This is a genomic window from Mycoplasmopsis gallopavonis (genome assembly GCF_900660635.1).
Classification (GTDB): Bacteria; Bacillota_I; Bacilli_A; order Mycoplasmatales; family Metamycoplasmataceae; genus Mycoplasmopsis; species Mycoplasmopsis gallopavonis.
In genome coordinates, this window is sequence record NZ_LR215032.1 from 89,793 (window position 1) to 109,822 (window position 20,030).

At 28.1% G+C, this 20,030-nt stretch carries 18 protein-coding genes; 4 read left to right on the plus strand and 14 right to left on the minus strand.

Annotation, left to right across the window (positions count from 1 at the left end; all coding sequences use genetic code 4):
- The gene (locus EXC53_RS02750; RefSeq protein WP_119572220.1) at window positions 1-1,632 is read left to right on the plus strand and encodes an MHO_4530 family protein; all 1,632 of its coding nucleotides are present in this window, start codon (window positions 1-3) and stop codon (window positions 1,630-1,632) included.
- 37 nt (window positions 1,633-1,669) lie between these two features.
- On the opposite strand, the gene EXC53_RS02755 is transcribed toward EXC53_RS02750, so the two are convergent.
- Window positions 1,670-2,968, minus strand: coding sequence for an aldehyde dehydrogenase family protein (locus tag EXC53_RS02755; protein ID WP_119572219.1), 1,299 nt, complete (start codon window positions 2,966-2,968; stop codon window positions 1,670-1,672).
- Between the two features lie 222 nt (window positions 2,969-3,190).
- On the opposite strand from EXC53_RS02755, the gene EXC53_RS02760 reads away from it, so the two are divergent.
- Window positions 3,191-4,819: an IS1634 family transposase gene (locus tag EXC53_RS02760; RefSeq protein WP_129724553.1), complete on the plus strand. Its 1,629-nt coding sequence runs from the start codon at window positions 3,191-3,193 to the stop codon at window positions 4,817-4,819.
- 163 nt (window positions 4,820-4,982) lie between these two features.
- Here the strand turns inward: EXC53_RS02760 and EXC53_RS02765 are convergent, their stop codons facing one another.
- The 9 genes from EXC53_RS02765 to EXC53_RS02805 all read right to left on the minus strand — a co-directional run bounded on the left by EXC53_RS02765 (window position 4,983) and on the right by EXC53_RS02805 (window position 12,208).
- Window positions 4,983-5,459, minus strand: coding sequence for a hypothetical protein (locus tag EXC53_RS02765; RefSeq protein ID WP_119572125.1), 477 nt, complete (start codon window positions 5,457-5,459; stop codon window positions 4,983-4,985).
- Window position 5,460: 1 nt separating this feature from the next.
- Window positions 5,461-6,300, minus strand: a complete 840-nt coding sequence (locus EXC53_RS02770) for an HAD family hydrolase (protein ID WP_165261018.1) — start codon at window positions 6,298-6,300, stop codon at window positions 5,461-5,463.
- Window positions 6,275-7,021 carry an L-ribulose-5-phosphate 4-epimerase gene (locus tag EXC53_RS02775; RefSeq protein WP_119572127.1) on the minus strand — a complete coding sequence of 249 codons (747 nt, stop codon included), beginning with the start codon at window positions 7,019-7,021 and terminating at the stop codon, window positions 6,275-6,277. The genes EXC53_RS02770 and EXC53_RS02775 overlap by 26 nt, the downstream gene beginning before the upstream one ends.
- Window positions 7,021-7,893 carry an L-ribulose-5-phosphate 3-epimerase gene (locus EXC53_RS02780; protein WP_119572128.1) on the minus strand — a complete coding sequence of 291 codons (873 nt, stop codon included), beginning with the start codon at window positions 7,891-7,893 and terminating at the stop codon, window positions 7,021-7,023. Before EXC53_RS02780 ends, EXC53_RS02775 begins: the two co-directional genes overlap by 1 nt.
- A gap of 7 nt (window positions 7,894-7,900) precedes the next feature.
- A complete protein-coding gene (locus tag EXC53_RS02785) occupies window positions 7,901-8,557 on the minus strand; it encodes a 3-keto-L-gulonate-6-phosphate decarboxylase UlaD (RefSeq protein ID WP_119572129.1) in 657 nt (218 codons plus the stop codon).
- Window positions 8,558-8,576: 19 nt separating this feature from the next.
- Complete coding sequence (locus tag EXC53_RS02790; RefSeq protein WP_119572130.1) at window positions 8,577-9,059, minus strand: PTS sugar transporter subunit IIA; 483 nt, start codon at window positions 9,057-9,059, stop codon at window positions 8,577-8,579.
- Window position 9,060: 1 nt separating this feature from the next.
- Window positions 9,061-9,339 carry a PTS sugar transporter subunit IIB gene (locus tag EXC53_RS02795; RefSeq protein ID WP_119572131.1) on the minus strand — a complete coding sequence of 93 codons (279 nt, stop codon included), beginning with the start codon at window positions 9,337-9,339 and terminating at the stop codon, window positions 9,061-9,063.
- Window positions 9,340-9,385: 46 nt separating this feature from the next.
- The gene (locus tag EXC53_RS02800) at window positions 9,386-11,089 is read right to left on the minus strand and encodes a PTS ascorbate transporter subunit IIC (protein ID WP_119572132.1); all 1,704 of its coding nucleotides are present in this window, start codon (window positions 11,087-11,089) and stop codon (window positions 9,386-9,388) included.
- A 63-nt stretch (window positions 11,090-11,152) separates the two neighbouring features.
- Window positions 11,153-12,208: a phospho-furanose lactonase gene (locus EXC53_RS02805; protein WP_119572133.1), complete on the minus strand. Its 1,056-nt coding sequence runs from the start codon at window positions 12,206-12,208 to the stop codon at window positions 11,153-11,155.
- A gap of 258 nt (window positions 12,209-12,466) precedes the next feature.
- Between EXC53_RS02805 and EXC53_RS02810 the strand changes: the two genes are divergently transcribed.
- Window positions 12,467-13,333 carry a MurR/RpiR family transcriptional regulator gene (locus EXC53_RS02810; RefSeq protein ID WP_165261020.1) on the plus strand — a complete coding sequence of 289 codons (867 nt, stop codon included), beginning with the start codon at window positions 12,467-12,469 and terminating at the stop codon, window positions 13,331-13,333.
- Between the two features lie 24 nt (window positions 13,334-13,357).
- Here the strand turns inward: EXC53_RS02810 and EXC53_RS02815 are convergent, their stop codons facing one another.
- The 4 genes from EXC53_RS02815 to EXC53_RS04395 all read right to left on the minus strand — a co-directional run bounded on the left by EXC53_RS02815 (window position 13,358) and on the right by EXC53_RS04395 (window position 18,689).
- Window positions 13,358-15,286 carry a ribonuclease J gene (locus tag EXC53_RS02815; RefSeq protein WP_119572135.1) on the minus strand — a complete coding sequence of 643 codons (1,929 nt, stop codon included), beginning with the start codon at window positions 15,284-15,286 and terminating at the stop codon, window positions 13,358-13,360.
- Window positions 15,287-15,463: 177 nt separating this feature from the next.
- Window positions 15,464-16,678 carry an IS3 family transposase gene (locus EXC53_RS02820; RefSeq protein WP_129724567.1) on the minus strand — a complete coding sequence of 405 codons (1,215 nt, stop codon included), beginning with the start codon at window positions 16,676-16,678 and terminating at the stop codon, window positions 15,464-15,466.
- A gap of 31 nt (window positions 16,679-16,709) precedes the next feature.
- Window positions 16,710-17,009 (minus strand): exonuclease/endonuclease/phosphatase family protein, encoded by a 300-nt coding sequence (locus EXC53_RS02825; protein WP_119572348.1) that lies wholly within the window; start codon window positions 17,007-17,009, stop codon window positions 16,710-16,712.
- Between the two features lie 108 nt (window positions 17,010-17,117).
- The gene (locus tag EXC53_RS04395) at window positions 17,118-18,689 is read right to left on the minus strand and encodes an exonuclease/endonuclease/phosphatase family protein (RefSeq protein WP_235666642.1); all 1,572 of its coding nucleotides are present in this window, start codon (window positions 18,687-18,689) and stop codon (window positions 17,118-17,120) included.
- Window positions 18,690-18,751: 62 nt separating this feature from the next.
- On the opposite strand from EXC53_RS04395, the gene EXC53_RS02835 reads away from it, so the two are divergent.
- Window positions 18,752-20,026 (plus strand): IS3 family transposase, encoded by a 1,275-nt coding sequence (locus EXC53_RS02835; RefSeq protein ID WP_129724608.1) that lies wholly within the window; start codon window positions 18,752-18,754, stop codon window positions 20,024-20,026.
- Window positions 20,027-20,030 lie beyond the last annotated feature (4 nt).

Consider the following 20,030-nt stretch of genomic DNA (forward strand, 5'->3'; position numbering starts at 1 on the left):
ATGATTGTTATTATTTTTTCACTATTAATTCTCTTTTTTATTTTAATTTGTGTTGGTTTTGTCATTGTTTCCTTTTATTTTAACTTTCGTTCTTCATCAGGAATTATTCTCTTTAAAATTGACAATAACAATAAACGAGTATTAAGACTTAACCCTAAATATCGTTTTTTATCAACTTTATTTGATGCTAAAAAATCTAAATTTGATGAATTTAGTTACATTCCACTTGATGATTTTTTAGAATTTATTGATTCAGATGATCGGGAAATTTTAAGTGAATATTTCAATAGTTATCAAACCAAGCATCTTGAAATCAAATTTAAAGTTAATAAAAATTATGATAAAGAATTTAATTTAATTGAAAAAATCATTATGCATTTTGATAAAACAATTTTAAGCGATATTCCATATCGTTTAACAATTAATCCAATTCAAAATAATGAATACATTTGTTCCATTAAATGAGCTAAACATAATGATTTTAAATCACCAAAAGCTATTAGTAATGTTGCTAATAAAGGTAAATTTAAGCTTTATGAACAAAATACAATTTTAGCTTTTGCTTTAAAACCATATTTTTACAATAACAAAATTGAAAACTCTGATCTAATTGATCTTTTAGATATTTATCAACTGAACCATAGTAAAACGAAAATATGAATTGAAGATGGTATTTTATATTTTGTAACTAAAAAAATTAATTTAAAACATTTTAAAGAACTTGAAAATAAAATTTTAGACTTTAATAAAACTAATTTAAGTTCAAAATTATTCATTGCCGCAACTATTCTTGATCACGATCTACTTAAACAAGCAAATGAAAAAGAACTTTTGTTATATAAGATTAAATACTCTCTTTACAATATTTTAAATTGCAAACAAGCAAACTTAATTGAAGATTTTGTTAGTTTAGACAATAATATTTATAACGAGCCAAGCTATTTATTATTTGTTCAAAATTTAGTAAGTTATCTTCAAGCTAATATCAGCAATCACAACTTAGAAAATCAGTATTTTCATCTTAAAAGATACGAAACTAATCGTAATTCTAAATTGGTTATAGTTCGCTCTAAAGCAATAGATATCACTAATTATTGAAATCATTTCTTTCAAAAGATTCCTTATCTCAATTTTAAATTTGAACTAAATCAATTAAATTACATCAAACAAGAACTTGATGGTAAACATAAAATTGCAATTGAAAATACACTAATTAAAATTTCACAAGAAGTCTATTTAAAAGAGAATTTCGAAACTACCAGCAAAGCTCCTGTTTTATTAATTTATGCATATAATAATGATTTTGATTTTCAAAAACTCAAAAGTAGAATTAGTAAAAACTTACACAAAAATATTCCGACCGCTCTTTATATTAATCAACTTTCTAGACCGCTTTACAACATTTTGAATAACACAGAATTAAAAGCTATTGTAATTGGTCAAGAAATTAGTAAAAAGCTTTATGATACAGAAATTTTCTATGATTGCATCAACATTGTTCGTCTTGCTCATAACAATGGAATTAGAATTATTTATGAAAATCCGCCACGTAATTTAGATCAATTAATAGTGCAAAAAGCAGAAGTTTTTATCGCTTATTATTTAGACGAAAATACTGAAATGGAAATATAAAAACACAACTTGGTTGTGTTTTTTGTTTATCTGATCTTTATTTTAAAAATCTTAAATACAATTTTAAAAGCTTTTGTTTGAAAGAGGTATAAGGATAATTTTTAAGTTTAAAAAGTAGATCAATTCCTTTTTTATGAATTAAGGAACTTTTGTGTGAAAAAAGCTCTAAAGAAGCAAAACCACGATAACGACCTATTCCGCTTGTTTTGATTCCACCAAATGAAAGTTTATTATCTTCAAAAATTGACATTGTATTATTAATCATGTAATTGCCAGCTGGAAAAGAAGTGATGAAAAAATCAACATCTTTTTGTTTTCTTGTAAAAATATAAAAACTAAGTGGAAAGGGGTTTTGATTATATAACTTTTCAAATTCACTAAGGTGATCAAATTGATACATTAAAGCAAATGGTGCAAATAGTTCTTGATGGTAAAACTTATTGTTTAAATCATTATCTTTTAAAATCAAATTTGAATAATCAAATTCTTTTATTTGGCTAGTTAAATGTTTTTGAAGCTCATTTTTTCTTACAGATGGTAATAGTTTATCAAACAATTTGACAATATCTACTTTATTAGTTAATTTCGAAATTCTTTTTCTAAGTTCTTTTTCAAATAAAGGAGCAATTTTGCGATCAATGAAAATATAATCGGGAGCAATGCAAGTTTGACCTGCGTTTAGTAACTTAGCATAACAAAACATTTTTGCAGCTTTTTTGAGATTCGCACTTTGAGTAATTACAAATGGAGATTTGCCACCTAATTCAAAACAAACTTCGGTTTGACTAGGATTAAGATGTTTTTGAATCTCTAAACTAGTTTGATAGCTCCCTGTAAAAAAGACAAAGTCATAAGTTTTTTGGTTAAATGTTTCTACAAAACTAGTTGTTTGATCCACTTGAATTAACTGACTTTTAGGGTCTAACTCTTTAATTAGTTTTGTCATTAAAGAATTAAAGTTTTTTAAATATGGATGAAATTTAATTGTCGTAATATTACCCGCAGCTATTGAGCCAATTAATGGTACAAAAAGTAATTGTAACGGATAATTTCAAGTATTGCAAATTAAAACTTGACCACGAGGATGATAAAGATAACCATACGAAGAAAAAGGAGATCAAGATTTTGTTTTATAAAAAGAATTTTTATTTAATTTCTTTAAAAAGAAATTAAGCTCCTTGATAACAGGTATAACTTCGGTTAAGATAATTTCGTAGTGTGGTTTTTGCAAATCTTGTTCTAGGGCAATTAGAATTTGCTCTAAATTAGCATAAATCATTTGTTTTATTTGCTTTAATAAAGTAATTTTGGTTTGATAATCTTGAATCTTTTTCATAATAATCCCAATTTTAATTATATCTTGTTTTAATTTTTAAGTGATGATTATTAACACAACAAAAAACACCACAAGAAGTATTCTTATGGCGTTTTTCCTGAGTTTCCAAGTTGAGCCTATTTTTTAGGCTTATTTTTTTATACATATATCAAAGATATATGACCTAAAGAAAAAAATGTTTTTTTTACTTACATTACACACATAAAATGATATAATAAGAGCATGAGTTACAGTTTATGCAAGAAAAAACAAAATGGAAAATATTATTTAGTTTTAGCTATTTCTAAAGGTTTTAAAAAAGGTTATGGAAATCAGATTGGTCTAGGGTACTGAGAAGATATCAAAGAAAAGTATGGATTATCTTCAATTGAAGATATAAAAGAAATAGCAAAAAAAGTAGATACATCTTTAGATAAAACTGTTGCAAAAGAAGAGTTTTTTAAATTATTAAAACCTACTTCTGTAAAAACAAGTATCCAAAATATTGGAGTTGATTTAATTTATAAAGTTATTAAAGAATTAGATTTATTTTCGGCATTACCAAAAAGTAAACATAAATCGTTAGAAGAGGTTTTGGAATTTTTCATAGCAACTAGAATTATCCTTCCAAGAAGCTATATGTCACAATATAAAAATAAAAGTGATTTTATAAATGATATTAATGTTAAAAAATCATCAATATATAACTATCTTGATGTTATTTTCGAAAATAAGAATTCTGTTTTAGTCAATTTATTTCAAAAAATAAATGAATTCACAAATCGTAATAATAAAGTTTTTCACTTCGATAACACAACAGTTTATTTTGAAAGCTTTACAAGAGAAGGAATAAGAAAAAACGGTTTTTCAAAAGACGGAAAACACAATGAAGATCAAGTAGTCATAGCAATGGCTGTAGATGAAAACGGAATACCAATACACTATAAAGTGTTCCCAGGTAACACGGCTGATGGTAAAACAATGTTATCCTTCGTTTTAGAACTTCAATCAATCTATAAAATAAAGGATATTATAATAGTTGCAGATCGTGGAATAAATAACAATGCAAACTTACGTTTCCTAGAACAAAAAGGAATTAAATATATATTCCAAAAAAGATTAGATACATTAAGTATTGGGATGAAAAAATTCATTCTTGAGGACAAACATTATGTTTTTAGAGATGAAATGTTTTGGAAAGAACAAATTGTTGAATCTGTTTGAAACAAAAATAGATTTAATGGTAAATACAGAAAATGATGTGTGTTTTTCAGTCCTGGGAAAAAGACTTTAGATAAATTAAAAAGAAATAATTTTATTGATAAATTGAATAAGAAAACTGTAAATGGAGAACTCCCACTTAGTTCTTTAGTTCCAGAATATAAAAAGAAATACATGGACATTGATGGCAAAACAGTGGGTAAATTAAATTGAGAGAAAATTAAGAAAAAAGAATCTGAAGATGGTTTTTACATTATTGAAACCAATATTTTAGATTTAACACCAGAAAAAGCTAATGAAATTTACAGAAAACAATGAAAAGTAGAAGAAAATTTCAGAACATTAAAATCTTCTTTACAAGTTAGACCTGTTTTTGTTCATAATGAACAGCATATACTTGCGCATCTTTTATTGTGTTTCATTGCTCTTGTTGTTTTAAAATACTGTCTTTATAAATTAAAGAAATATTATGAAATCAATGGAGAAATACAAAAAGTGACGTTAGATTTATTTGTGGATTCATTAAGAATGATGACTATAACAAAAAAAGAAGTAAATGGAAAAGTGGTACAAGAAATAATTAATGATTTGGATGAAAACCACAAAGAAAATATAAAAATTTATAAAGATTTTATCGCATGTATGAGTTAATTCTATGTGTGTAATTTTAAATGTAAAAAAACGAATACACCTTATTTATAGATGTATTCGTTTTTTATAGCGTCTCAACTTAGAAACTCAGGATGATTATTAACACAACAAAAAACACCACAAGAAGTATTCTTATGGCGTTTTTCGAATAAATAATCCGATATTAAGCATTTAAATCAATAATTTGAATGTCAAATTCATAATTATCTATATAAGAAATTTTAATTTCTTGATTTTCTTTTAAAGTATTTAACTGAGTTTGTACCAATCTTTGGAAATCAATTAGTGGTCAAGAGAAAAACTTACCTGATTTAATTTTTTCTAACATTGCTACCGGAATAACTAACTTTACTTTATCTAAAATCGGAAAGACAAATTCATCTTGATCAGGTTTTGGATTAGAAAGCTCAATATTTGTTTTTAAAACTTTTTGAAAGGAGTTAAACATTCTAAAATCCGGATCTTTATTAATATCGATTCATAATGGTTGATAAATAAAATCAGTGCTAACAAGAAAATCTTCGATTCCACGATATGGACGTGAAGCTCACTTGCGAATTGATAAGGTTCAAATTGAAGGATAATATCAAAGTTTATTATCAATTTGATTTAATTTGATTTTTTTAACACGACTTGACATTTTATAATTTTACCAAAAACTTAGCAACTCCTTCATTATCATTTGTATCAATAACTTGTTTAGCAACAAGTTTAACTTCTTGAACTGCATTACCCATTGCAATACCAAAATATGAATTTTTAATCATTTCAAAATCATTGTAAGCATCACCGAAACAATAAAGATTATCTAAATCTAAGTTTTTAAATGCTAAAGCTTTTTTAACAGATTCTCATTTATTTGATCCGTGCGGCATGATATCAACAACAGTACTTTGTGAATGTACAAAATAAGATTTTGGAACTTGCTTTGCAATTTTAGCTAATGCTTGATCTAAAATTTGAGGATCTATTTTTTCTGCTAAAACTAAAAACTTAATAAAATCTCGCTCAATCATTTCGTTTTCTAAGTTTTGCTCAGAATAATCTCAACGATATGGGTTTTCTAAGTTTTTTACACTAGAGTAAATCATTTTCTCAAATCATTTTGGTTGGTGTAAGTTATAACCAAACATCATTGTTGTTGAATACGCTAGAAAGTCAATTTGATGCTCAATTAAAATTTGACAAATTAGTTGTGCATCCTGTCTTGCGAATGTATTTGCAAAAAGTAATTGTTTGCTAATAGGATCATAAATTGATGCTCCATTTGCATTAATTACCGGCATTTTAATTTCTAATTGTTGCAAAATTTGTTTATTCATATAATAAGGACGACCTGTTGCTATAAAAACTAAGTGTCCTTCATTTTGCAATCTCAAAACTTGCTTGATTGTTTCTGGTGTTAACTTTTTATCACTAGTTAATAAAGTACCATCTAAATCAAAAACAAATTTTTTAATGTTTTTTTGATTTTTGTCCATATGTAGCGTTTTTACCATGTTTTCTAAGATAATGTCTTGTAACCAAAGCTTCTTGAGCTGGGTGTGATTGTAAATTTGCTACAATTGAAGTTTTAATTGCCATTTCAGCTACGGTTTCTAATGTTAAAGCCATGTTAACTGCATCCATTGGTGACTTGAAAGATCAAGCAAATGGACCATGTTCTTTAACTAAAGTAGCTGGTGTTGCTTTAAAATCAATATTTCTATTTTTAAAAGTTTCTAAAATAACAAGTCCTGTATTGTGTTCGTATTCACCATCAATTTCTTGTGGTGTTAAAGCACGAGCACAAGGAACAGGTCCGTAAAAGTTGTCAGCGTGAGTTGTTCCATAGCAAGGAATGTCTTTGCCAGCTTGTGCAAAAGCAACAGCATTTTTACTATGAGTATGAACTATTCCTTTCATCTCAGGGTTAGCCTTGTATAAAAGAGTATGAGTCGGTGCGTCCACAGACGGATTATAATGAGATTCATAAATATTATTTTCTAAATCTGTAACAACCATATCATCTGCTGAAAGTTCATTATATGAAACTCCACTTGGTTTAATAACCATAAATTTACGGTCTTTTGTTATACCTGATACATTCCCTCAGGTGTGAATTACTAATTTATAATCAACTAACTTTAAGTTAGCTTCATAAACTTCTTGTTTTAATTTTTTAATTTCTTCTAAGTACTCAACAGGTATTTTGTGTTCCATTAGTTATCTCCTCCAACTTTATTTCATGATTCTTCATAGAATTCTTTAGCTTCTTGAATATAAGAGAGAGCGTGTTCTTTTGTTTCGTCTAATTCATTCTTTGATCACATTTCGATCATAATTGGTTGGTTAAGCTTGTGTTTTTTCAAAATAGCAAGCATTTTTGGAAAATCAACTGTTCCTTCTCCAAAAGGAATATCTCTAAATTTACCTGGAATAGTGTCTTTAAAGTGGAAAGCTGTTAATTTATTTTTAGCAATAATTAACTCATTTTCTAAATCTTCTGAATTTGCTCATTGATAAATGTTCCCAAGATCTGGATAAATCCCAATATAAAGATTATTAAGTTCGTTAACTCATCTTAATGAGCGTGAAATAGTCCCCATAAATCTTGTATCCATAATCTCAAATGCAAGCATTACAGAGTGTTTTTGAGCTAAATAAAGAGCTTTTTCCATTCCTTCTTTAAAATATTGTTCGGTTTGTTCATCGTGTTCTTCGTAATAAACATCGTAACCTGCTAACTGAACTGTTCTTATTCCTAATTTCTTAGCTAAAATGATTGCTTTTTCCATTATTTCTAATGCTTTTTCTCTGGTTTTTGCATCTTTTGATCCAAAAGGATATCTTCGATGTCCAGAAAGAGTCATTGAATTAAAGTTAAATTGATGTTTAACTAATAACATTTGAGCTTCTTTAATTTGTTCATCTGTTCAATCTAATCTTGCTAATCTTTCTGGTGATTCATCAACAGAGAATTCCATAAAATCAAAACCAGCTTCCTTAGCGATTAAAATTTTCTCTTCCAAACTAAATTTATTATTTATTGCTTTTTCGTAAATACCTAATAAACGGTTTTTATTTGATTTCATTTGTTAATTAACCTCAATATTTCTCAAATTCATCTTTAAAGGCTTTAGCTGCTGCTTCTGGATTTTCAGCATCTCTTAGACTACGACCAGCAATAAAGATGTAAATTGGAATGTCTTTAAATAATTTAATATCTTCAAGAGCAACACCACCAGTAACAGTAACTTTGAATCCCATTTTTGCTAAACGATCAACAGCATTAATGTCTTTTTCACCTCATTTTACACCTGAAGCTTGTGAGTCACGACTACGGTGTCACACAACTTGTGGAACACCTGCTTGTCTTCATTGCTCTGCTTGTTCCCAAGTAAAGTTTGAAGTCATTTCAATTTGAACTTCATTAGAATCTTTGTATTCTTGTGCAATTTTCATTGTTTCAACAATTGTTGGTAATTCTGCTGCACAAATACATGTTGTATAATCTGCACCATTTTCGAAAAACATTTTTCCAAAAACTTTTCCTGCATCAGCAATTTTACCGTCAGCAACAATAATTTTGTTTGGGAAAGCTTCTTTTAAAGCTTTAATTGCTTTTTTTCCTTCTGAAGCAATTAAAATTGTTCCAACTTCAATTACATCAATATATTTTTCTACTTTTTTAGCAGAATCGATTGCGTCTTGAATTGTTAAATTATCAAGAGCAATTTGTAACATTGGTTTAGCCATATAAAGCTCCTTTTAAAAATTAATCTATTAAATATTTTGTATAATCAACTGATTTAATTAAATCAATGATTTCTTCTTTGGTTGTAAAACTTGCAATTTTATCAATATTTGACTCATCTTCAAATACTGCAACAACTTGTGGAATTGCTACTTTAACATGTGTTTCACCATCTTTGGCAGCAAGACACATTAAAAGTCTTACTTTTGAACCATTTTCAAATTCAACAGGTTCTTTTAATGTTACTAATGAAAATCCGTTTGCAAGAACTGAATTTTCTGTAGCACTTGCATGTGGCATAGCAAATTCTCTAGCGATAATATAGTAAGGACCATATTTTTTTGTTGATTCTAAAATATCTTCATAATATTTAGAGTTGATTACACCAGCTTTTTCAAGTGGTTCACAAGCAAATTTAATTGCTTCTTTTCAATCTTTAGCATCAACATGAACTCTAATTGCATCATTCAAAATTAAACTGTCTAATAAATTCAATTGTTTCATCTTACGCTACCTTTTGTTTAGCATCTGATAATGCTTCTTTAATTTCGTTTAAGTCCATGATATTTTTTAAACCATATACATGAGCTGTTGTGTTTACTTCAGAAACAAAGTTTTGTGTACATAAAATAACATCATAGTTATTTGCAACACTTTTACCTTGCCCTAATCCTAAAGCTTCAACTGTTCCGTTGATTCCTAATTCTTTAAGTGCTTGAGTAACTTTCATTTTAATAATCATTGAAGTTCCCATTCCACTTCCACATAAGCATAATACTTTCATTTTTTACTCCTTAAATACTTTGATTAAATGAATAATTATGTCACTTTTAGTGAGCGTATTTTGTCACTTTAAAGTTTAATAATTTTTGTAAGAATGTTGGGTTGCTTTGTCTTCCTGAGTCGATTAATTGTGAACCAACCATTAATACTAAAATAGCAGCTCCAAATAATGCTCCTCCAAGGTATGGGTTAAGACTAGAAATACCCATTAATGGTGCAAACACTACGTTTCAGTCGAACATTCCGATGTATCCTGTTCCAAATACGTGAGCTACATTAGCACCTTGTCTAAGTGTTTCACCGTGTTTAAGTAAACTTAAACCAACTGATGAAAGAATAATTTCAAAGAATCCGAAGATAGCAGGGATAGCAAGTGCAGCTCTGTATCCTCCTGAAGCATTAGCGAATACCCCAATTGATCCTGAGTTGAAGAATAATGTAATGAATAATGGGATTGTGATTTCAAATCTAAATCCGCTTGCAAAATTAATTTTTGAAAGACCAATTAATAATCCAACAGCAATAAATTGTGCAATTGTACCTGATACGAATCCGTATGTTACTGAGTTAGATGAAAAACCATATGTAGCAGCAACGTCAACAGCAACTACTGTACTTGGTGCAACTTTTTCAACAATTCCTTGGAATGATTGTTGTAATTCACTAACGAACATTCTAACACCTGTTTGGATAACTAAGATAGCACCAACTAATTTTAATGATCCTAAGAAGATGTTGAATACTCAAAATACATTACCATCTACTTTTCATTGTTTAAGAAGTCCTGCACCATCTCATTTGTAGTTTGGTGCAACAATTCCACCTTTACCAAAGTGAAGAATTAAAATTAAAATTGTGAAAAGAACTAACATAATAAGTGATTGAGTAAAGATATTATCTTCAAACACTTTTAATTTTTTAGGTAAAACTAAATTTTCTGCTGATTGTTCTTTTTTACCAAAGAATCTACCAATTTTGTAAGCTAATGAAAGACCTAACATTTGTTGGTGACCAACACAGAATCCTGCACCTTGTGTAACAACGTCAGAACCTTTAATTGTTGCAGTTGATCCAACACCTCAGTAAAGTCCTAAAAGAACACCAGAAATTGCAATAATACCAAATTGAGCACCTGTTGTAAGAGCAGCACCACTTCAGAATACTGAAACTGTTACTCCCCCAACAACCATAGCAGCTTGTTGGAACATAACGTGTCCTGTTAACATAATTGAGTGTACGTTTGTTCAACGACGGAAAATAACAAGAACTAAGTTAATAGCAAAACCAATTAATAAAGCATAAGAAATAAATGCTGAAAGGTTTTGTCCATTAATTGTTTCTAAGAATTTTTGAGAAGAAGTTCATCCTAAGTAAGGGTCTAATGAAGTGACACCTGTACCTAAACTTGAAATTCCAGAAAAGACTTCTTTACACATTGAAACAAGCACACCTGATCCAATGCTTAATACAAGAATACCAATACCTGATTTAATAAAACCTAAAATGGCATCTTTAATTCCTCTTCCTAAAAGAAGGTATCCGATAAATACGATACTTCCAATTAAGAATGCGTTAACTCCTAAGAAGTTTCCGATGATAACTTCTCTTAGGTAGAAAACAACAGAATTCATGTTTCATTGATTTTTAACAGCCATTGTAATTACTAATCCTAATACAAGAACTGCAAAAATAGCAAATAACATAAGAACAGACATAAGGGTTTTCTTTGTTTTGTTTGATAATTTAGTCATTTTGTGACCTTTCTAAAGATAATTTATGTTTGTTGTTTTGTTTTTTAAATTAAATTTTTGAAATTAAGCTAATTTTAAATCTTTTTTAAGTTGTTTAAGTTCTTCAGAAACTTTAGATTCATCGTAAACTCTTGGTTCATCAAAAGCTAAAATTTCTCTTGGGTTGTTTACTAACATATCTTCGATTGCTTCATCTGAAACACCTAATTGTTTCATTAAAGGAATGAATCTATCAAATAAGTAAGCTAAACCAAATGTTTCTTTACCTTTTGTAATTCCATAATTTCTTTGGTAAAGAATTCTACCTGCATCTAAACTCAATGTAATGTGTTTTTGTAAACCTTTATCTACTAAGTATTTAATGTTTTCTGCAAGAGTTGAATCAGGGTAGTATTTAACACGGTCTGGTCCATCAAAACATAATGTAACACCTGTTTCTTTAATAACTTTTTCGTAGTAATATTTGTCAGGGTTTTTATTTAAGTGTGAAATTTGAATTTTTCTTGGGTTTGCTCCAAAGTCAATTAAGTGTTTAGCAACTTCAAGAGCCATTGTTCCAAGTTGTGTATGTACAAGAATTGGACATCCTGTTTGGATAGATGTACGAGCAGCAACTTCAAGTGCTTTAAGTTCTAATCTATCAATAGCAGCGTATCCTGTACCAGCCTTAATAATTCCGGCTTTAGCTTTTGAACGTTTAACAACAGGTCCGTTGTAGTTGTATTCATCCATACCTTCTTCGATTTCAGCAACACACATTTTAACAATGTCTTCTGTTGGAACTACTGCTAATCATGATGATCATTTGTCATAGAATTTAGCTTTGTGGAATCCTGTAGACATGATAATGTTTGCTTGTCCTTCGAATGCTTTTGCAATTTCTAATGTACGGTGAACATCTCTACCAACATTAGGTGGATCCATTGTAACTACTGTTCTTCCTCCACGTTCAATGAATTCTTTTAATTCTTTTTTAGAAGCTTCAACATCTAACATTAAGAAGTCGATGTGCTCCTCTACTTCAGGACCACCATTTTTAATGAAGTGATCGTGACAATCAGTAACACCAAGCTCTTTAGCTGGAATGTCACCAAGAACGGTTCTTACGAATTTTTCCATATTTATTAAATCTCCTTATTTCCTAATATTTGTGGACACTTCCACATTTATAATTTAAAAACTTTTTCAGACAAAAGATAAAAAATAAATGCAAAAAATTTTCATTTTTTATTTTAATTTTTTATCCACAACTTTTAGCACTATAAAATAGGGTTAAAAGTAGCAAAAAATATCAAAATGAGATTTAAAAAAATAATGAAAATTTTTCATTTTTTCATTTTTATTTTCGTTTTTAAAAAAAGCCTTATAATGTCTTATATGAAAAATCCAAAAAATACAATTACTCGTCCAATTATTAAGTCAATTTCCGGTTTATCAAAGAGTGATTATAAGATTATTGACTTCATTAATAATTATGAACTTTTAACTTTTGATTATACAATTGAGCAGTTTTCAGAAAAATTAGATATTTCAACTTCTAGTATTTCTCGTTTTACAAAGAAATATGGATTTAAGAATTATTCAGATTTTAAAGTTAATCTAAATTTAATTATTCAAAAATTTAATAAAAATTATGAAATGAATGATGATCAAATTTTTACTTCAATAATTGCTTCGCACCGTTATGTTATTGACAATCTTTACAATGAAGCATTGATGGAAAAAATTACAACTGCTGCTAATGTTATTACTAAAAGTAACAAAATCTTAATTCAAGGAAGCGGAAGTAGTAAAAGAATTAGTGAAAATCTTTATTCTAATTTACTCAAAACAGGAAAAGTTGCAATTAGTCACATGGACTTTCATGTTTTCTTTCCCGTCCTTGCTAACTGTAACGCAAATGATGTTTTAATTTTATTTTCTGATAATTTAAAAACACCAGAACAAATCTTTTCACTTAAAAAAGCTCATGAAAATAACTTAAAAGTAATCGTAATCACCTCAAATGAAAATAATCCTCATTTAGAAAATGAATTTGATGTTTTAATTCAATATAGTAAAATCAATCCAACTTATATTGATGTTCCTCTTTCTTCTAAACTTTCACAACTTTTAATTACTGATTTACTGTTTGAAGCCGTACTTGAAAATGATGAAAATTTAAGAGTTAATCTCAAAAAATCTAAAAAAATGATTGATGAATGAATTGAAAGAAATTCAATTTTTGATAAACAACATAAATAAAAAACTAAGTAAAAACTTAGTTTTTTAAATTTCATCTTCTTCATCAATGTCAAATTCATCATTTTCAACATCACCGAAAATAGATTTACGTAAAATTTCAAGATCTTTAATTTGTTTTTTAGTAAATTTTGAACTTGATTTAACTGATTTTTGTTTTTCAAAAACTTTTGGTTTAGTTGAAGAAACTTCTGATTTTAAATCTTCTTGATCATCATTTTCTTCAACAATATTTTTATTATTGGTAAATTGTACTTTAGCATCTTTGAATAATTCTTCATTTGGTTCATCAGTATAAATGATAGTTGGTACAACAATTGGATCTCTTCTTTTTTCTTTATAGAATAAAGCACTTAAACGATCTACAATAATTTTTTCTAAATCTGTGGTATTTCAATCTTTAAAATTCTTAATATGATAAAGCACAGCTCCATGAGCTACACGCTTAGTTTCTTCAATTAGTTTCTTTGAAGTTTTTACAAAGAAACTTCCACGAGTGATAATTTGTGGACGGCCCATAATTAAATTTTTCTGACGGTCAATAACAAAAACAATATTAACAAAACCGCTATCTTTTAGTCGTGCTCTTTCTTTTAAAATTTCATTTGATAAACTTAAAATTGTATTTCCATCTATATAAATTGGACCAAAATCAACTTTTTCATCTGTTTTAAAGATTTCGTTATTAAGCATGTTGTAAACTTCACCTTTACGGATGACTAAAACATTTTCAGGTCTAACTCCGTTATCAATTGCAGTTTGTCCGTGAACAATGCTCATTCGATATTCACCGTGATATGGTAAAAAGTATTTTGGTTTGGTTAATTGAAAAATTTTATCATGCTCTCACTTGTAAGCGTGACCTGAAGTATGTAAATAACCATCAGGACCATTTTCTTTGATCAGAGCACCTAGTTTATAAAGACGGTTGATAAGTAGCTCTACAACCATTCTATTACCTGGAATTGGACTAGAAGAAAAAATTACAACATCACCTTTTGCGATTTTAATTGTTGCGTGTTTACCATAACTCATTCTTGAAAGAGCAGCTAATTGTTCCCCTTGTGATCCTGTTGTTAAAATTACAAGATCAGTTTCTTTGACACTTGCTAATTGTTTTTTATCAATTAGAACATCATTACCAACATTAATATAACCTAATTTACGTCCAATTTTAATACCTTGAATCATTGAACGACCAAATGTGATAACTTTTTTATTCATTTTTGCAGCTAACTCAATAATCACTTTCACTCTGGTTAAGTTTGACGCAAAGGAAGTAACAATAATTTTACGTTTTGCATTACGCATGTGTTTTTCTATATCTGTTAAAATGTCACTCTCACTTGGTGAATGATCAGGACGCATTGCGTTGGTTGAATCACTTAAAAGAGCAGTTAACCCCTCTTTACCAATTTGATCTAAACGAGCAAAATCGGTGTAATTTCCAATTGGTGTATAGTCAAAACGGAAATCACCAGTAAACATCAAGCTTCCATTTGGAGTTGTGACTCTGATTCCAAATGCATCAGGAATTGAGTGCTGAGCTGTTCAAAAATCAACAACACAATCATTAGCAAATTTATGGATTGCTGTTTTTTCAATTTCAATAAATTCTATTTTTTTAGTAATACGGTGTTCTTCAAATTTAGCTTTTAAATATTGAATTGCTATTCGAGGACCAAATATTTTTTTAAGTTTAGTTTGTTTAACTAAATAAACAACACCACCAATATGATCTTCATGACCATGAGTAATAAATAAACCTTCAATAACTTTATCTGGTTGATTTAAATATTCATAACTAGGAATAATTCCTTTTACACCTGTGTTAAAAGTGTCTGCAAATTTAATCCCTGCATCAATAATAAAAATGTGATTTTCATGTTCAATAAGAAGCGTTGATTTACCAATTTCTTCAACACCCCCCAAGGGAATAATACGAGTTGGTTTCATATCTCTCCATTCAATTTTAATAATTATTCTATGTTAATAATGTGAAAATATAAGTTTGATGATAATCTTAAATTACCCTTTAAGATTATTTTTAATAATTATAAAGCAAAAAGAGCTATTCAAGAAACGAAAAAAGAAAAGAAAAAGCAGCTTAATTATAAACTAGGACAGAAAAAATTAACAATTTATTAAATTGGATAGCCCCATACTATATTCGTATGGGGTTTTTCAATTCAGACATGATTGAATTCTAAATTTATTGTATCAATGAACATAATTAGATATCACTTTTTCTAGTTCATTCAAAGTCATAGCTTTGATATTTAAATCTCTAATTAATTCAGTTTTTAAATTTGAAAATCAATATTCCACAACTCTATTATCTAAACTATTTCCTACTTTTGAAAGCGAAATTATTCCACCTTTATTTTGAATAAAACGAGAAAAATCATCAGATGTATAAGTTGAGCAATGATCTGAATGTAGTATAAAACTTTTTTCAAAATCAACATTTTCAAATGTTTTGTAAATTAATTTTGAATCATTAAATTTGGAAAGAGAAAAACTAATTATTTCTTTAGTTTTATGTTTAATTACTACTGAAAGATAAACATTATTGTTTATTGCATCTTTTGTCGCTGGAAGATATGTTACATCAGTAGCGTATATATTTCTGTTATATACATCATTATAATCTCTATTAACAATGTTTTCTTTTATGATAGATGTGTTCTTTGATTCTTTTAGTTTTTTTCTTTTTCTGACATTGCAAAATAAACCTAAGGCATTCATATATCTTCCTAGAGTTCTTTCGTTTATGTCTATTTTATAGTGCTTTAAGATAAAATATTTTAATTTTTGTCTACCATATTTAGATCTATTTTGTTTAAATGAATCAATAATCAAGTCTTGGTACTTTATTTTTCTGGATTTAATTCTAGGAGCAAAATTATTTCTTTTATGTTTGGATATTGTTTGTCTACAAAGATACAACAAAATAGCAAGTTTATACGAAGCCATATTAATATGTGATGCCTCTTGAACTTTTTCTGTTTTAAATTTATCTTTTGTAATTTCTCTATATCTTTTTGCAATTTCAATTAAATCTTCTCGTGTAAAAATGTTTCAATTTATATCTTGTTCTTTCGCTTTTCTTGACCTACCGGTTCCAGGCTTTCTTGGTTTTTTATTCATATTAAAATTATAATGTTTTAATATTCTTCGTAATCTCGCTTTCACATATTTATCTTTTGCTTTTGCACCATATTTATACATCAGTTCAATCGCATCCTTTTTACCTAATTGAAAAAATGTATTATAAATTTCTTTTTCTTGTTCTTCTGTAAAATGTTTTCCCATTTTTTCTCCTTTAAAAATATAAAAAATTAACATTCGAAGGAATGTTAATTTTTATTGTCCTAGTTTAATTACTGCTTGTTTTCTTGTAGTAACGGATTGATTCTTTGTAAGAAGCTCCAATTTGATTATTTTTTCCTCTAAATCCAACTGGTCTAAATAAAGCTGTATCATAAATAATTGCAACTTGTTCTTGCTGAGCTTTTCCAAATCTAGTATCTAAATATTCAGCAGGAATAACTGTATCTTCTTGATTTTGACCGACATAAGCAAAATGTTTTCCTGTTAAAGTATTTAAAACATCTACTATTTTTTGCACATCAGCAATTCTACCATCATTAATTTCTGTTAACCCAATAATATCCATCCCAGTTTTTTGAATTAATCTTGCAATTGCTAGTGCTTTAGCTGGTTTATAACCATAGTTTAAAATATTTCAATGTCCGATTCTAATTGTATTATTTTGTTTTGGATTTTAACTAAATGTAGATTGGTTTGTTGCTAAAGTTTTATTTTTAAGAACTACATCAGTATAAACAGGTGCATGATCGCTAATTACAGATCTGATGATTTGAAAATCTGTTTTATTAACATCACTACCTTCTAATGCGTCTTTAATTTCTTTCTTATCTCATAGTCCGTTATAAAAACCTTTAACAATATCTACTTTAAATTTAATTGATTTAAAGTTTTCTGATGTTGCTTGATTTACAAATAATTTATCTAAAGTATTGTTAATAAAGAACATTTTATCATAAGGTTGAGAGTAATTATCTTTTGTTCCAAGTGAAGTAATATAATCATCTTTTTGTGAAAGTTGAGTTTTTGAAGGTAAATAAGCTGTAACTGGATTTATTCCATTAAATAAACTATGTTTTTGTAAATAAAAGTTAGAATCTTTAATATTTGTATCACCTCCAAAAATTACAAAATCTTTAGAATTTCCAATTGCTTGGAAATATCTCATAACTCTTGGGATTGCAACAAACTCGCTTAATTCTTGTACACCATTTTTCTTTAAGTTCGAAACAGTTACATATCCACCCTCTGTTAAAACCGCACTAGCTTCTGCTTCCTCTCTATTAGCAGTAGCCCCTGGTGAATCTAAATGATCAAAAATAGTTGTTATATTAGGTAAATTTAATGAAGAATCTACAAATTGAAAACTTGCACCAAACGGAGGACGGACATAAATTGTTTTATCTCCTACAATTTCTTCCTCATGAATTTGATTAGAATTTAAATCTTCATTAGACGAACCATTTAAATTATTAATATCGATAATTTGTTCAAAAGTATTAAGTGAGGTTTTATGTTTAATTTTCAAAATTTTTGTTGCAGTATTGTATTCTGCTCAAACATCAAATCCCTTAATTTGATTAATAGAAGGATCTTTTAAAGCTTCTTCGGTAAAATGCATAAAACCATTTCTAGATTCATCACTTCCACCACCATAAAAACCTAAAAATAATTGATTTTTATATTTGTATAAATGAATTTTAAAAAGATTGTCACTTATTTGTTCAACTTCTTTACGAGTAAGTGCCTTTTCAAGAGCCTTTTCTCATTGTTCTTTTGTGAAGTTATCACTAACAATGATCATTTTAGTTTTTTGTTCTTCAACTCTTCTTAATTTCGCTGAGTGACTTGGTTGATTAGAAATAGTTTTATTTGTTTCTGGTTGAGGTTGCTCTGGTTGAGGTTGCTCTGGTTGAGGTTGCTCTGGTTGAGGTTGCTCTGGTTGAGGTTGCTCTGGTTGAGGTTGCTCTGGTTGAGGTTGCTCTGGTTGAGGTTGCTCTGGTTGAGGTTGCTCTGGTTGAGGTTGCTCTGGTTGAGGTTGCTCTGGTTGAGGTTGCTCTGGTTGAGGTTGCTCTGGTTGAGGTTGCTCTGGTTGAGGTTGCTCTGGTTGAGGTTGCTCTGGTTGAGGTTGCTCTGGTTGTTTTTCCTTTTCTTTAAAAGAAAAATTACATGAAATAGCAACTGTAATTGGTGCTAAAACTCCAATTGTAGATCCTAATAATAAAAGTTTATTTTTAATTTTTTTCATAAAACGCCTCTCTTTTTTATATCTTTAATATTAAACAATTTAATTAAACTAGGACACGAAATATGGACACAACCATATTTCGTGTTTTTATATATTTAGGAGGTATTATGAGACAATTAAAGGCACATGAATGATTAGAACTATTCGGTAGTTATGAAGATTACAAAAATAATTTGATATCAAAAAATGATTTTGAACTTAAATATTATTCAATCAGAGGTTTTAGTTTTTTTGATAGAAAATTCAATGAGGCTAAAAAATATTTTGTCTTTAAGTATAACAGATATAATTTAGGAATGATAAATATAGAATCGCAAACAGGTAAATCATCTAAAAAAGGTAAAGGGTCAGGCAGACCAAAAAGGCAAAAAATTACTCCTATTGAAATTGTAAAAAAGGAATGAGAAAAAATGCCTAAGGAACAATTGATTGAAATTTTAGAAATTTATAAAGACTCTTTTGATAGAAATAATATTGAAGTTGATATTTCTAAAATTAAGAAATCTTCACTTTCTACAAGAAAATTGGGCCTATGCTTTAATAAATCTAAGTCAACAATTCACAATCTAAAAACTAAAGAGCAGCAAACAAGAAAAAAATCTGTAAATACTAAATATGATGAATTAATAATTAAGTCATTTAAGAAAAATAAGGGTTTGTTTGGTAGAAAAAGATTGGAAAGTTATATTAGAACAAAATTCCAAATAGATCTAAATTATAGGACTATTGGTAGAGCGATGAGAAGATTAAACTTATTTTGTTTAATCAGAAGAAAGAAAATAGATAGAGAACAAAAGAACACAAACGTAAAATTTATAGATCTTGTTAATCGTGATTATCACGGAGAGACAAACCAAATAATTGCCACTGATGTTACTTATATTTCTGCACCAAAAGATTGCTTAAACAATTTTGTATTTTTATCTGTTGCGATTGATCACAAAAGCAAATTTGTTGTTAATTATAATCTTTCAAAAAGAAATGATTTAGAACTAGTAATGGAACATATGTCTAAAATCAAAATGGATAAAAAATGAATAGCTCATTCTGATCATGGTTTCCAATATTCTTCAAAAACTTATGTAGATTTAATTCAGAAAAACAATGGTGTTGTATCAATGGGTAGAGTAGGAAATTCTTTAGATAATAGAGAAGCAGAATATTTCTTTTCAATTTTAAAATCAGAATGTTTAAAATTAATCGATATTACAAAAATAAATTTTAATGAATTAAAATCACTGATTGATGATTTTGTGTTTTGATACAACAACGAAAGAATTCAATCAGTATTAAATTGAAAAACACCTCAAGAGTGTTGAGGTGTTTTAGTAAATTAAACTT